General features: G+C 45.7%; 12 protein-coding genes. All 12 read left to right on the plus strand.

From position 1 onward, the window contains the following. The 12 genes from ispG to urtD all read left to right on the plus strand — a co-directional run bounded on the left by ispG (nucleotide 1) and on the right by urtD (nucleotide 13949). A complete protein-coding gene (ispG, locus tag QUF19_RS03020; RefSeq protein ID WP_009848294.1) occupies nucleotides 1-1122 on the plus strand; it encodes a flavodoxin-dependent (E)-4-hydroxy-3-methylbut-2-enyl-diphosphate synthase in 1122 nt (373 codons plus the stop codon). A 70-nt stretch (nucleotides 1123-1192) separates the two neighbouring features. Further along, the gene (hisS, locus tag QUF19_RS03025; RefSeq protein WP_065113443.1) at nucleotides 1193-2461 is read left to right on the plus strand and encodes a histidine--tRNA ligase; all 1269 of its coding nucleotides are present in this window, start codon (nucleotides 1193-1195) and stop codon (nucleotides 2459-2461) included. A 79-nt stretch (nucleotides 2462-2540) separates the two neighbouring features. Then, the gene (locus tag QUF19_RS03030; protein ID WP_017106479.1) at nucleotides 2541-3155 is read left to right on the plus strand and encodes a YfgM family protein; all 615 of its coding nucleotides are present in this window, start codon (nucleotides 2541-2543) and stop codon (nucleotides 3153-3155) included. A 10-nt stretch (nucleotides 3156-3165) separates the two neighbouring features. Further along, nucleotides 3166-4326: an outer membrane protein assembly factor BamB gene (bamB, locus tag QUF19_RS03035; protein WP_286295784.1), complete on the plus strand. Its 1161-nt coding sequence runs from the start codon at nucleotides 3166-3168 to the stop codon at nucleotides 4324-4326. A 158-nt stretch (nucleotides 4327-4484) separates the two neighbouring features. Continuing rightward, nucleotides 4485-5966 (plus strand): ribosome biogenesis GTPase Der, encoded by a 1482-nt coding sequence (der, locus tag QUF19_RS03040; protein WP_102438035.1) that lies wholly within the window; start codon nucleotides 4485-4487, stop codon nucleotides 5964-5966. A gap of 133 nt (nucleotides 5967-6099) precedes the next feature. Further along, nucleotides 6100-7002 carry an alanyl-tRNA editing protein gene (locus QUF19_RS03045; protein ID WP_286295788.1) on the plus strand — a complete coding sequence of 301 codons (903 nt, stop codon included), beginning with the start codon at nucleotides 6100-6102 and terminating at the stop codon, nucleotides 7000-7002. Between the two features lie 289 nt (nucleotides 7003-7291). Continuing rightward, entirely contained in the window at nucleotides 7292-8293 is a 1002-nt protein-coding gene (locus QUF19_RS03050) for a GGDEF domain-containing protein (protein ID WP_286295790.1), read from the plus strand. A gap of 36 nt (nucleotides 8294-8329) precedes the next feature. Next, complete coding sequence (locus tag QUF19_RS03055) at nucleotides 8330-8557, plus strand: zinc ribbon domain-containing protein (RefSeq protein WP_017056199.1); 228 nt, start codon at nucleotides 8330-8332, stop codon at nucleotides 8555-8557. Between the two features lie 294 nt (nucleotides 8558-8851). Beyond that, nucleotides 8852-10138: an urea ABC transporter substrate-binding protein gene (gene urtA / locus QUF19_RS03060; protein ID WP_017629853.1), complete on the plus strand. Its 1287-nt coding sequence runs from the start codon at nucleotides 8852-8854 to the stop codon at nucleotides 10136-10138. A gap of 160 nt (nucleotides 10139-10298) precedes the next feature. Beyond that, complete coding sequence (gene urtB / locus QUF19_RS03065) at nucleotides 10299-11927, plus strand: urea ABC transporter permease subunit UrtB (RefSeq protein ID WP_286295795.1); 1629 nt, start codon at nucleotides 10299-10301, stop codon at nucleotides 11925-11927. A gap of 10 nt (nucleotides 11928-11937) precedes the next feature. Next, nucleotides 11938-13110 (plus strand): urea ABC transporter permease subunit UrtC, encoded by a 1173-nt coding sequence (gene urtC / locus QUF19_RS03070; RefSeq protein WP_286295799.1) that lies wholly within the window; start codon nucleotides 11938-11940, stop codon nucleotides 13108-13110. Next, entirely contained in the window at nucleotides 13107-13949 is an 843-nt protein-coding gene (urtD, locus tag QUF19_RS03075; protein ID WP_102438049.1) for an urea ABC transporter ATP-binding protein UrtD, read from the plus strand. Before urtC ends, urtD begins: the two co-directional genes overlap by 4 nt. Nucleotide 13950: the final 1 nt, after the last annotated feature.

A 13950-nucleotide genomic window follows, 5' to 3' on the forward strand; every position in this document is an offset into this window, starting at 1 on the left:
ATGCAACACGAATCTCCTATTATTCGTCGCAAATCAACCCGTATTTATGTGGGTGATGTGCCGATCGGTGATGGTGCACCAATTGCTGTGCAATCCATGACCAACACAAGAACAACTGATGTCGCCGCGACCGTTGCTCAAATTAGAGCTTTGGAAAAAGTTGGCGCTGATATCGTTCGCGTATCTGTACCGACTATGGATGCCGCTGAAGCATTTAAGCTAATCAAGCAGCAGGTTTCTGTTCCTTTGGTGGCTGACATTCACTTCGACTACCGTATTGCCCTTAAAGTGGCAGAGTACGGTGTTGACTGTCTGCGTATTAACCCAGGTAACATCGGTAACGAAAGCCGCATTCGCTCTGTTGTGGATTGTGCTCGTGATATGAATATCCCGATTCGTATTGGTGTTAACGGCGGTTCTCTTGAAAAAGAGATCCAAGAGAAATACACAGAGCCGACAGCAGAAGCACTGGTTGAATCCGCAATGCGTCACGTAGATATCCTAGACCGTTTGAACTTTGATCAATTTAAAGTCAGCGTTAAGGCTTCTGATGTATTCCTAGCCGTCGGTTCTTACCGTTTGCTGGCTAAGCAGATTGATCAACCTTTGCACCTTGGTATTACCGAAGCGGGTGGTGCTCGTGCTGGTTCTGTGAAATCAGCGGTAGGTTTGGGCATGCTTCTTTCTGAAGGTATCGGCGATACGCTGCGTATCTCGCTAGCGGCTGACCCTGTTGAAGAGATCAAAGTTGGTTTTGATATTCTTAAATCTTTGCGCATTCGCTCGCGTGGCATCAACTTCATTGCGTGCCCGAGCTGTTCTCGTCAAGAATTCGATGTTATTAACACCGTTAACGCTCTTGAAGAGCGCTTAGAAGACGTTATTACTCCAATGGATGTATCAATCATCGGTTGTGTGGTGAACGGCCCTGGTGAAGCTGAAGTGTCTCACTTAGGTTTAGCGGGTAGTGCACGCAAGAGTGCCTTCTACGAAGACGGTAAACGTCAGAAAGAGCGTTTTGACAACGATGACCTTGTCGACAAGCTTGAAGCGAAGATCCGAGCAAAAGCATCGGTGCTTGATAAAGCAAATCGCATTGATGTAGAAAACTTAGAAGATTAATACAACGCGATGGGGTGTGATTGTCTATTCGCACTAACACCTGGTCGTGAGAAATTACGGAATAAATACTGTGGCTAAAAATATCCAAGCAATTCGAGGCATGAACGATTGCCTTCCAACTCAATCACCACTGTGGCAGAAAGTAGAAAGCGCAGTTAAAAGTGTGGTGAGCGCATACGGTTACAACGAAGTACGTATGCCTATCGTTGAAGAAACGAACTTATTTAGCCGTGCGGTTGGTGAAGAAACTGACGTTGTTTCAAAAGAGATGTACACCTTTGATGACCGTAATGGCGATAGCCTAACGCTGCGTCCAGAAGGCACAGCAGGTTGTGTACGTTCATGTATTCAAAACAGCCTTATCAACCGTGATGAACAGCGCCTATGGTACATGGGTCCAATGTTCCGTCACGAGCGTCCTCAAAAAGGTCGTTACCGTCAATTCCACCAATGTGGTGTGGAAGTGTTTGGCCTAGATGGTCCAGACGTTGACGCTGAACTGATTATGATGACTGCACGTCTATGGCGTGAGCTAGGCATCGACAAGCACGTTCGCCTAGAGCTGAACTCAATCGGTTCTCAAGAAGATCGCGTAAGCTACCGCACTGCGTTAGTGGCTTTCCTTGAGCAACACATTGATGTATTAGATGAAGATTGTAAACGTCGTATGCACACCAACCCGCTTCGTGTACTGGATACTAAGAACCCAGACGTTCAAGCTATCTTAGGTGACGCACCTCGACTATCTGAATATCTAGGTGAAGAGTCAAAGCAACATTTTGCTGGTTTGTGTGAACTTCTTGACGCTGTTGGTATCGAATACCAAGTTAACGAGCGTCTAGTACGTGGCCTAGATTACTACAACCGCACAGTATTTGAGTGGATCACTGACAGCCTCGGCGCGCAAGGTACAGTATGTGGCGGTGGCCGTTACGATGGTCTTGTCGAGCAACTAGGCGGTAAAGCAACTAATGCTGTTGGTTTTGCAATGGGCCTAGAGCGTCTAGTTCTAATGATGGAAACGCTAGAACTTACAGAAGTTCGTCGTAGCGTTGACGTATACATGGTTGCTGCTGGCGAAGGTACAATGATCGCGGGCATGCAGTTAGCGAATCAATTACGTGACACCGTTAAAGGCGTACGCGTGATGAACCACTTCGGTGGTGGTAGCTTTAAGAAGCAATTCAAGCGTGCTGACAAAGTAGGTGCTGTTGTGGCGCTAGTGCTTGGTGAGAACGAAGTTGCTGACAATACAGTTGTGCTAAAAGATTTGGTTGGCGGCGTGCAAGAAACCGTGTCTCAAACGGAAGTTGCAGAGAAAGTAGCTGCGCTAATCTAGTTAGCCATTGAGCAAACGCTCATCATGAATATTAACGTCAGCACTATGCTGGCGTTTAAAGAATTAAAGAGGACAGGAAGTGGAACTTTACGATAGCGAAGAGCAACAAGTTGAAGCCATTAAAGATTGGTGGAAAGAGAACGGTAAAGCCGTAATCTTTGGTGCGGTTATTGGTTTAGGTGGTCTATTTGGCTGGCGCTATTACCAAGATTCAGTCGTTGAAGCGCGTGAAGCAGCTTCAGAAAGCTACACCTCTGTAATTTCAGCTCTTGATACTAAGGGCGTTGATGCTCAATCTGATATTCAAGCTTTCATCGACGCAAACAAAGACGCTGAATACTCTGTTCTTGCTGCTATGCAGTTAGCTAAAGCACAAGTTCAAGCAGGTGATCTTGCTGCAGCTCTTGAACAGCTTGAGTGGGCAAAATCGGCAACTAAGGATGCGGCATTAGCGCCACTACTGACTTACCGTGTTGCTCGTATCAAAGCTGAGCAAGGTGAATTTGATGCAGCGTTGACTGATCTTGAAGCGATGACTGACGAATCTTGGAAAGGCCGTGTTGCTGAACTACGTGGTGATATCTCACTTCGTAAAGGCGACACAGATGCGGCTTACAGTGCTTACTCTGAAGCTCAACAAGCTGCTGATGCAAGCCAAACGCTTCAAATCAAACTTGACGACCTAGCTAAATAAGGCGCTTTGAATGAAGAAGATGTTTCCAAAAGCGGCGTTGTGTGCGATTGCTCTTGGCCTGTTAGCGGGTTGTGCGGGTGAAGAAGACACCGTAATCATGGCTCCAGTACCTACAGTAAACAGCGAGTTCACTCCTAAGCAGGAATGGTCTACGTCGGTTGGTGATGGTGTTGGTCATTACTTTTCAAAATTAACGCCAGAGCTTGCTTACGACAAAGTATTTGTCGCGAGTCGCGAAGGTATTGTTAAAGCGCTTGACCCTGAAACGGGTAAAAAGCTGTGGGAAACCGATCTTGAAAAAGAAGTGCTCGCACGCTTATCAGGCGGCCTAACAGCGGCTTACGGCAAAGTGTTCCTAGGTTCTGAAAATGGCGAAGTGATCGCGTTAGACGAATCGACCGGTGAAGAACTGTGGCGTGTATCAGTCAACGGTGAGGTGCTTGCATCTCCTGCAACTGAAAGCAACATGGTACTGGTTCATACCAGTCGCGGCATGATGATCGCTTTGGATCAAGAAAGCGGCGAACAGAAGTGGACGATTAGCACTGAAGTTCCAAGCCTAACATTACGTGGTGATAGCGCTCCTGTTGCTGTTTCTGGTGGTGTTTTCTGGGGAACGGCAAATGGTCGTTTGGCTGCTGCTATCGTTGACCGTGGTCAGCTGATTTGGCAACAACCGGTTGGCACGCCAAAAGGCGCAACGGAAATTGATCGCTTGGTTGATGTTGATGCGTCACCTGTTGTTCTTGGCGGCACCTTGTATACCGTTGGTATCAATGGTCAGTTGATTGCAATCGATCTTCGTTCTGGTAAGCCAGTTTGGAAGCGTAACTACTCGTCAGCGATTGATTTGGCGAGCGATGGTAGTCGTTTGTTCGTAGTAACAGACAAAGACCACGTGGTTGCAGTCGATGCGCGTAGCGGCACTGAACTATGGAGCACTCCATTGTTGGAAAACCGCTTACTGACCGCACCTGCTATTATTAATGGTTATGTAGTCGTTGGTGATACTGAAGGTTATCTGCACTGGTTAGATCGTTCATCGGGTGAGTTTGTTGCCCAGCAGTTAGTTAACGATAGCGGCTTTGCGGTTGCGCCTATTGAACTGCCTGAAGGCTACTTAGTGACTACTCGCAATGGCGATGTAAAGAAACTAACGATTAGCCAATAAAAGCGTGATACAATTCACAGTCGGCTCCTGGTTGGTAACAGCTAGGAGCCGTTTTGTTGTTATAAATTAATAAACCATGTGGTTATAGGTAAGAGTTTAAACTTGCGAACAAGTGCTTACCTATAACTACATTTAGAGAAGAAATTGTAGAGGTTGTTATGGTACCTGTTGTTGCTCTAGTAGGGCGTCCGAACGTAGGTAAATCTACGTTATTTAACCGATTGACTCGAACTCGTGATGCATTGGTTGCGGATTTCCCTGGCTTAACGCGTGACCGTAAATACGGCCATGCTCATTTTAGTGAGCATGACTTTATTGTTATCGACACTGGTGGTATCGACGGTACCGAAGAAGGTGTTGAAACTAAAATGGCTGAACAGTCGCTAGCGGCGATTGATGAAGCTGATGTCGTTCTGTTTATGGTAGATGGTCGTGCGGGTCTAACACCTTCAGACGTGGCTATTGCTAAGCATCTTCGTCAACTAGAAAAGCCTTCAATGCTAGTAGTAAACAAGGTTGATGGTATCGACCCTGATGCTGCAAGTGCTGATTTCTGGCAGTTAGGCGTTGAAGACATGTATCAAATCGCAGCGGCGCATGGTCGTGGTGTAACCGCACTGATTGACCTTGCACTGAACCCATTCGCTGAAGCGCTAAAAGCTGAGAATGGTGAAGTAAGCGATTTGACTGAGTTTGAAGACGAAGAAGAAGAGCAAGTTGATTTCACTGAAGAAGAAGCGGAAGAAGAATTCAAGCGCCTTCAAGATCAACCGATTAAGCTAGCGATCATTGGCCGTCCCAACGTAGGTAAATCAACACTAACTAACCGTATTCTTGGTGAAGAACGTGTTGTTGTTTACGATATGCCAGGTACAACTCGTGATTCTATCTACATTCCGATGCAGCGTGATGAGCGTGAATACGTTCTGATTGATACTGCGGGTGTTCGTCGTCGTAAAAACATCAATGAAACCGTAGAGAAGTTCTCTGTAGTTAAAACACTGAAAGCGATTGAAGACGCTAACGTTGTATTACTGCTTATTGATGCTCGAGACAACATCTCTGATCAAGACTTAAGCTTGCTAGGCTTTGCGTTGAATGCTGGTCGTTCAATCGTGATTGCAGTAAACAAGTGGGATGGTCTAGACAGCGATGTTAAAGATCGCGTTAAGAAAGAACTAGACCGCCGTTTAGGTTTCGTTGATTTCGCACGTATTCACTTTATCTCTGCACTTCACGGTACTGGTGTTGGTCATTTGTTTGAATCTGTTCAAGAAGCTTACAAATCAGCGACAACGCGTGTTGGTACTTCTGTTCTGACTCGTATCATGAAAATGGCAACCGATGATCACCAACCACCTATGGTTCGTGGCCGTCGTGTGAAACTAAAATACGCGCACGCTGGTGGTTACAACCCACCTATTATCGTTATCCACGGTAACCAAGTTCGTAACTTGCCAGATTCGTACAAACGATTCCTAATGAACTACTACCGTCGTTCACTAGAGATCATGGGTACACCGATTCGCATTCAATTCCAGAACAGCGAAAACCCGTTTGAAGCGAAAACAAACAAGCTAACGATTTCTCAGGAACGCAAACGTAAGCGTATGATGAGCATGATGAAAGGCCGTAAATAACCCTTTCTAATCGATTTGATACCCGAGCCTGTCTCGGGTATTTTTTTAAGCAAAATTTACGTTAAGCCATAACTTCATGTCTCCATAGTGTTATGGATTAACGAATCAGACTCGATTTCAAAAGAAGAACAATATGACAACTACCGATTTGATTACATCTGTGCAAGCAATCACACCAACCCTCACTCAATTCTGTCACCAGGCTTGGCAGCTTAATGCGAAAGCGCTTTATGTTGAGAGCAATGATAGTCAGAGCTACTTGATCACCGATGTCACGCCTTTTCACCCTGTTAGTCATATTTGGCCCGATCACCCTGCAGACCGAGGCTTTGTCAGCGTAAATGGTGAACAGTATATTGTTGAAGATTGTCTTGTTGGTGCAATAGAACAATCTACTGGCAAACTTTGTATCGCAGCAGATATTCCTGTTAAGCGTGATACGGAAGGGTGGGCGTTTGTGGTTGTTCACCAACTACCTGCATCAGCTTCTATGATTAATATTGGCGATAAAGTTGAGTTATCGGTTGATAAAGAATACCAAGCAAGCTTGAGCCGTGGGCATAGTGCTGGTCATATCGCTTTCTTAGCGTTGAATAAAGTCTTGGCTGAGAGTTACTGGCGCAAAGATGCGGATAGAAAAGATCCACTTGGTAGTTACGACTTCAATAGCTACGCACAAGTCACAAGCTTTGTGACCCCAGAACTATGTACCGACAAGTATCGTTTGGGCAAAACCTTGAAGAAGCGCGGCTTGAACGTCGCAGACATGCTAGCAAACCTTGAAGGGGTTGAAGCCGACATCAATCAAATGATTGCAGGCTGGCTAACCGAGTCTACTTCAGTCGCAATGAGACTGGAAGGCGAGGCATTAACGGACTCTCGTTACTGGGAATGGCAGCTGAATGCAGACACTCTCGTGTCTATTCCGTGTGGTGGTACTCACATTGAGAATACGTCAGAGCTTAAGGCATTATCAGTTAAGTTAACCCAGTTAGATGACCAACATATTGAAATGCTGACGCATGTAATTCGATGATTTAGGTTACAGATCGAAATGGCTTGTGCTGTTTATTCTATTTTATGATGTAACTTTTGATATAAATGACCATTTAAAATTGAAATGCAGCACATGTAACTTATGCTTTCGGTGTGTGGTGATATAAATATTCTTTTTGGGGTAGATCGCTGATCAAAATAGATAAAGCGAAAGATCAACCTATGATCTTCGGTTGTGTGTCGTACTAATTTAGTGTGTTATTATTAACCAATAACAAGCTTGCATAAGAACAAGCTGTACCCGATTACACAATTGAAAGCTTTAGTGAATGGAACAACAATTTTTATTAGAAGGCCACCGAGCAGTCAACAGTTTGCTTCGAAAGCTTGCTCTTGGGATGGATCGTAAAGATTTAAACCATAGGATTATTCAGCTTACCGAGCAGCTTTTTGGGCAGCGCATGGCTTCAATTTTACTGCTCAACTCAAAATCAAAGACTTTGCACCTTGAACATGCCCCGAACCTGCCTGATTTTTATAATCAGCAGATAGAAGGTGTAGAGATTGGTGCTGGGGTTGGTTCTTGTGGCGAAGCCGCGGCTCTCAAAAAAGCCGTTATGATCTCCAATATTAATGCACACCCGAATTGGGCACCTTTCTTAGCCTTAACCAATCAAGCTAATCTTCATGCGTGTTGGTCAGTACCAATCATCTCTTCACATGGCCATGTGTTAGGTACCTTTGCGATTTACAGCAAATACATCTCTGAACCCCATGAATTTGAACTCGAGATCTTAGAGTTATTGGCTTCCTTATATTCTGTGGCGTTAGAGAAATATGAGTTGGAGAATCAACTCAACTTTTTTGCCAATCGAGATTCCCTGACACACAGTTTGAATCGCCGAGCACTGCTGAGAGAAGCTGAGCAGGTGTTAACCAAGCGCTGCTTTGCTGAAAAAGTGATGGCGTGTCTGTTTGTCGATGTCGATCAATTTAAGTTGATCAATGATACCTACGGCCATAGTTTTGGTGATGATGTGTTGTTAGCGGTTGCAAAAGTGCTCGATGAGGCAACGACAGCCTGCGCCAAGATCGGGCGTTATGGTGGCGATGAGTTTGTGGTGTTCTCTTGCTTCGACGATAAAGAAAGCATTTTTGGCTTTTACCGCAGCTTAGAAAGAGCCTTGGAACAAGCCCTTTTTATCAACGATACTCAGTTCACCGTCAGTGTTGGACTTTTTTATGAGAAAGATCCGGAGTCATTAGAAACCTTGATCGCACAAGCTGATAAGAACATGTACCAAATCAAGCAAGCCAAGTCTCAGCGGTAGTAGATTGTAAAAATAGTAGTGAATTAGGAAATGCTAATGAGTGAAAATATCTGCCCTAAGTGTCAGTCTGAACTGGCTTGGGATGGTAAGTACCACTGTGAAAGTTGTCAGGCTCACTTTACCAAAGTTGGGTTTTGCCCTGAGTGCAGCAGCCAATTAGAGAAACTTCAAGCCTGTGGTGCTGCCAGCTATTTTTGTAATGGCGATTGCAACGAGCTTAAATCGAAGTCGAGAGTAAAGTTCGAATTCCAACCTGCGGAATAGTCTTAAGCCCGAGCGCTTAAATGACTGTCAGTGATGTTATACCAGAGGCTCAATACTAAAGTATTGGGTCTTTTTTGTATCTGATGAATAGGTATGTGTCATCTTGGTTCATTCTTATCGCTACTGCACCAGTATGAAACATAGTTACATGATTGCTATGCACTCTATTGGTGTGATTTGTTTTTAAATACTATCAATACAATGACTTATAAATTTAGTAGTTAATTTTTAAGTTTGGCACTCTTCTTGTAACTCTGTAATTGAATAACAAAAATACAATTATGGAGTAATATCATGAACAAGGTGTTCAATTTATCGCTAGCTGCACTGTGTACAACACTTTCATTTTCTTCTGCATCAGTGCTTGCGGCTGACGAGACCATCAAGGTCGGCGTTCTACATTCACTGTCCGGCACTATGGCGATCAGTGAAACAACGCTAAAAGATACCGTGCTGATGCTCATTGAAGAGCAGAACAAAAAGGGCGGCTTGCTTGGTAAAAAGTTAGAGCCTGTGGTTGTTGACCCAGCATCTAACTGGCCTCTATTTGCTGAAAAAGCGCGTGAGCTTATCGAGAAAGAGAAAGTTGATGTGGTTTTCGGTGGTTGGACATCGGTATCGCGTAAATCCATGCTGCCAGTATTTGAAGAGCTCAACAGCATCCTCTTCTACCCAGTTCAGTATGAAGGTGAAGAGTCTTCGAAAAACGTTTTCTACACCGGCGCTGCGCCAAACCAACAAGCGATCCCTGCAGTGGATTACTTGATGGAAGAGCTTGAAGTTGAACGTTGGGTACTAGCAGGCACCGATTACGTTTACCCACGCACGACCAATAAGATCCTTGAAGCCTACCTAAAAGATAAAGGTGTCGCAGAAGAAGACATCATGATCAACTACACGCCATTTGGTCATTCTGATTGGCAATCTATTGTGTCAGACATCAAAAAGTTCGGTGAAGCAGGCAAGAAAACTGCAGTGGTTTCTACCGTGAATGGCGATGCGAACGTACCTTTCTACAAAGAGCTTGGCGCTCAAGGCATTTCATCTGAAGACATCCCAGTTATCGCGTTTTCTGTTGGTGAAGAAGAGCTATCAGGTATGGACACAGAACCACTGGTTGGTCACCTAGCGGCTTGGAACTACTTCATGAGTGTTGATACCGAAGCCAATGAAGAGTTCGTTGAAACGTGGCAGTCGTTCATCAAGAGTGAAAAACGCGTTACCAATGACCCAATGGAAGCGCACTATGTTGGCTTCAACATGTGGGCGCAAGCAGTAACCAACGCGGGTACAACCGATCCTGAATCTGTACAAGATGCCTTGATTGGCGTGTCTGTTCCTAACCTTTCTGGCGGCTACTCCACCATGCTGCCAAACCACCACATCACTAAACCTGTCCTGATCGGTGAAATCCAAGACGATGGTCAATTCGATATTGTTTGGGAAACCACAGGCCTTGTTGCGGGTGATGCTTGGTCGAGTTACTTACCTGAATCAGCGAAGCTGTTCTCTAGCTGGTCGAAGCCATTCTCATGTGGTGCGTTTAACGTCGAAACTAAGAAGTGTTCTGGCGGTAACTAGATCGTTAAGTCAGGAATACTGAGCCTTCCTGTTTGGGAAGAACGCCTCTGTATAAGGGGTGAAGCGAACGGAGGGCTCATCGTTTCAGGTAACAACCACTATCCACACATCCTCCAAGTAAAAATAACAATATCTAACTTGGTTGGTTAAGGAAGCAGGGATGAAAAACGTATTGAACGTATTTAAGGCGCTATTGCTCATGGCAGTCAGTGCTCAGTTGGCTTTTGCTGGAATAACGGATGAAGCTAGCTTTACCAAGGCGCTAGTTGGTAAGAAAACATCGGATAAAGAATTAGCTATTGATTGGGTGATTGAGGCACAGACGGGAGATGTGTCGAAACCTATTTTGGATGGCTGGTTAAACGGTAATCTCTATTACTTTAATGACAAACAGAGCGAGCAGTATCAACAGCTCTATCTGATTCAAAGTATTAAAACGGCAACCTCGGCCCAGTCGGTATGGGATGAATCAAGCCTCAGTATCGAGAATGCTAAGCTGTTTAAAAAGGTTCGCGTGAACAACAAACTGCGCGGCATCTTACGTGGGGAAATTGCGTCGATTGGACTTAATAGCAGTAACACAGACGTGCGTTATAAAGCGGTTGTGGATCTGTTAGGAACCAAAGATCCTGCCATCATCGAACGACTAACTGAACTCAGAACAAATGAATCAGAGGACAAAGTGGCCGAGCTAATGGACTTGTCGTTAGCCATTTTCACCTCTCTTAATAACAGTGCCACCACTGAAGATCGTGTGGCTTCAATTGAACGAGTTGGCGACTTCAAACATTCCGTGGTTCTGAAAACATTGAATAAACTGCTGAGCAGTGAGCAAGATCCGAAAGTCTTAGCTGCAGCTGAGCGTGCGATGGACGATTATCAACAAAGCCAAGCACTTTACTCGGGTGTTGAGACCGTATTCTTTGGCTTGAGTTTAGGTTCGGTATTGGTGTTGGCAGGAATTGGCTTGGCGATCACCTTTGGTGTGATGGGCGTGATTAACATGGCCCATGGCGAGCTAATCATGATTGGCGCTTACACCACCTATGTATTGCAATTGTTGATGCCCAATCACATTGGTTTGGCACTGATACTTTCTATTCCAGCGGCGTTTATTGTGTCTGGCTTGGTCGGTATTGTGATTGAGCGAAGCGTGATTCGTCATCTTTACGGTCGCCCATTAGAAACCTTACTCGCCACCTTCGGTATTAGCTTGATCCTCCAGCAAGCCGTTCGCTCTATTTTCTCTCCATTGAACCGCTCGGTAAGTACGCCTGAATGGATGTCTGGCGCACTTCAATTAAACCCAATGTTGTCTCTGACCTACAACCGCTTATATATCATCTTGTTCTGTGGTTTGGTGTTTATGGGCTTATTGATGGTTCTGAAAAAGACACCACTAGGTTTGCAAGTTCGTGCGGTTTCTCAAAACCGTGGTATGGCGCGAGCGATGGGTATTCGTTCTGAACGTGTCGATGCAATGACCTTTGGCTTAGGTTCCGGCGTTGCGGGTGTCGCAGGTGTAGCACTGTCTCAATTGACCAATGTTGGCCCGAATATGGGGCAAGCGTACATCATCGATTCGTTCATGGTGGTGGTGTTCGGCGGAGTCGGTAACTTGTGGGGAACACTCGTCGCAGGTCTGAGTCTTGGTTTGTTCAATAAGATCTTAGAGCCTTGGGCTGGCGCAGTACTCGCCAAGATTCTAGTACTGGTTTTCATCATTCTATTTATTCAAAAACGCCCACGCGGACTGTTCCCGCAACGTGGTCGTGCGGCTGAAGGTTAAGGACAACATCATGCAGTCTAAATCATTTGTACTTTCGGCGATGCGTGGTGATAAAGGTGGGCAACTGACCATCCTTGCCATTCTTGCGGCCGTGATTCTTATCCCACTGGCTAATACCATGCTGCCAAGTGGACACCCGCTCCATGTTGAGACTTTCACTATCTCACTAATGGGCAAATACCTGAGCTACGCAATGTTGGCATTGGCACTCGATCTTGTGTGGGGTTATCTCGGAATACTGAGCCTAGGCCATGGCGCTTTCTTTGCGCTTGGTGGCTATGCCATGGGTATGTACTTAATGCGCCAGATTGGTGACCGTGGGGTTTATGGTGATCCAGTCCTACCTGACTTCATGGTGTTCCTTGATTGGTCTGCGTTGCCATGGTTCTGGCAGGGCTTCGATCAGTTCTGGTTTGCTTGTTTAATGGTGGTGTTGGTGCCGGGTGCATTGGCTTATTTATTCGGTTATCTGGCTTTCCGCTCTCGAGTGTCTGGGGTTTATCTTTCAATCATGACTCAAGCGTTAACTTACGCTTTGATGCTGGCGTTCTTCCGCAACGAGATGGGCTTTGGTGGCAACAACGGACTCACGGACTTTAAAGACATCATCGGTCTGAGCTTGCAGAGTGATGCGGTTAAGATTGGTCTGTTTGTCGCGACAGGTATCTCACTCATCCTAAGTTACATCGCGTGTCGCCTGGTAGTGACCAGTCGATTAGGGCGTGTGGCATTGGCGATTCGTGATACCGAGTCACGCACTCGCTTTATGGGTTACGACGTCGATGGCATCAAGCTATGGGTATTTGTACTGTCTGCGGTTATCGCGGGTATTGCTGGTGCTTTATATGTTCCTCAAGTCGGCATCATCAACCCTGGTGAGTTTGCACCGCTTAACTCGATTGAGATTGTGGTTTGGGTTGCCTTGGGCGGTCGTGCCACTCTGTTTGGCGCTATCGTTGGGGCGCTGATCATCAACTACGCCAAGAGCTGGTTTACGGTTGAATTCCCTGAAGTGTGGCTATTCGCCCTAGGTGGACTATTCGTACTTTCAACCATGTACTTCCCGCAAGGTGTGATTGGCTTTGTCAGTGAAAAATGGCAACAGCTACGCAAAGCATCGAATTCAAAAGGCGAAGGGCAAGATAAGGATGATCAGCACAAAGCCAAGGAGGTGATCGCATGACCACATTTAATAGCGTAAAGGAATCGGTTCAGGCGTTCACTCGTCGAGATGAAGTGTTTGATTACCTTAAACCTGATGTTCATCCTGCCATCGATACCCGTCACAACGTGTTGTTGTATGTGGAAGGCGTTAATAAAAGCTTCGATGGTTTCCAAGCGATAAACGATCTTAACCTTTATATCAAAGAGGGCGAACTACGCTGCATCATCGGCCCTAATGGCGCAGGTAAAACCACCATGATGGATATCATCACCGGGAAAACTAAGCCGGATACTGGTGAAGTGTGGCTAGGTTCGAACATCAATCTACTCAAGATGAACGAAGCTGAAATTGCTAATGCAGGTGTTGGACGCAAGTTCCAAAAGCCGACCGTGATTGAATGTTTAACCGTGTGGCAGAACCTTGAATTAGCCATGGCGGGCGACCGCTCGGTGTGGGCAACTTTCACTGCCGTGATGTCTGGCGAACAGAAAGACAAACTGACCTCGGTACTTGAGTTGATTCACCTCAAAGACGAAGCCGCGAATTTGTCGGGTAATTTGTCTCACGGACAAAAGCAGTGGTTAGAGATCGGCATGTTACTGATGCAAAACCCTAAGTTGTTGCTGGTGGATGAACCTGTCGCAGGCATGACTCACCAAGAGATGGATCGCACCTCTGAGCTACTCAACTCACTGGCAGGCAAGCACTCGGTGGTTGTGGTTGAACACGATATGGATTTCGTTCGTTCGATCGCTAGCCATGTAACCGTGCTTCATCAAGGTCACGTGTTGGCAGAAGGCACCATGGATCAAGTGCAGGCTCACCCTGAAGTTAAACAAGTTTATCTCGGAGAATAGG

This window comes from Vibrio sp. FE10 (assembly GCF_030297155.1).
In the GTDB taxonomy this organism is placed as follows: Bacteria; Pseudomonadota; Gammaproteobacteria; order Enterobacterales; family Vibrionaceae; genus Vibrio; species Vibrio apostichopi.

Excerpts from the sequence above, each read along its gene's own strand:
- urtA (WP_017629853.1), top strand. The coding sequence starts at position 8,852 with ATGAACAAGGTGTTCAATTTATCGCTAGCTGCACTGTGTACAACACTT.
- urtB (WP_286295795.1), top strand. The coding sequence starts at position 10,299 with ATGAAAAACGTATTGAACGTATTTAAGGCGCTATTGCTCATGGCAGTC.
- urtC (WP_286295799.1), top strand. The coding sequence starts at position 11,938 with ATGCAGTCTAAATCATTTGTACTTTCGGCGATGCGTGGTGATAAAGGT.
- ispG (WP_009848294.1), top strand. The coding sequence starts at position 1 with ATGCAACACGAATCTCCTATTATTCGTCGCAAATCAACCCGTATTTAT.
- QUF19_RS03055 (WP_017056199.1), top strand. The coding sequence starts at position 8,330 with ATGAGTGAAAATATCTGCCCTAAGTGTCAGTCTGAACTGGCTTGGGAT.
- der (WP_102438035.1), top strand. The coding sequence starts at position 4,485 with ATGGTACCTGTTGTTGCTCTAGTAGGGCGTCCGAACGTAGGTAAATCT.
- bamB (WP_286295784.1), top strand. The coding sequence starts at position 3,166 with ATGAAGAAGATGTTTCCAAAAGCGGCGTTGTGTGCGATTGCTCTTGGC.
- QUF19_RS03050 (WP_286295790.1), top strand. The coding sequence starts at position 7,292 with ATGGAACAACAATTTTTATTAGAAGGCCACCGAGCAGTCAACAGTTTG.
- urtD (WP_102438049.1), top strand. The coding sequence starts at position 13,107 with ATGACCACATTTAATAGCGTAAAGGAATCGGTTCAGGCGTTCACTCGT.
- QUF19_RS03045 (WP_286295788.1), top strand. The coding sequence starts at position 6,100 with ATGACAACTACCGATTTGATTACATCTGTGCAAGCAATCACACCAACC.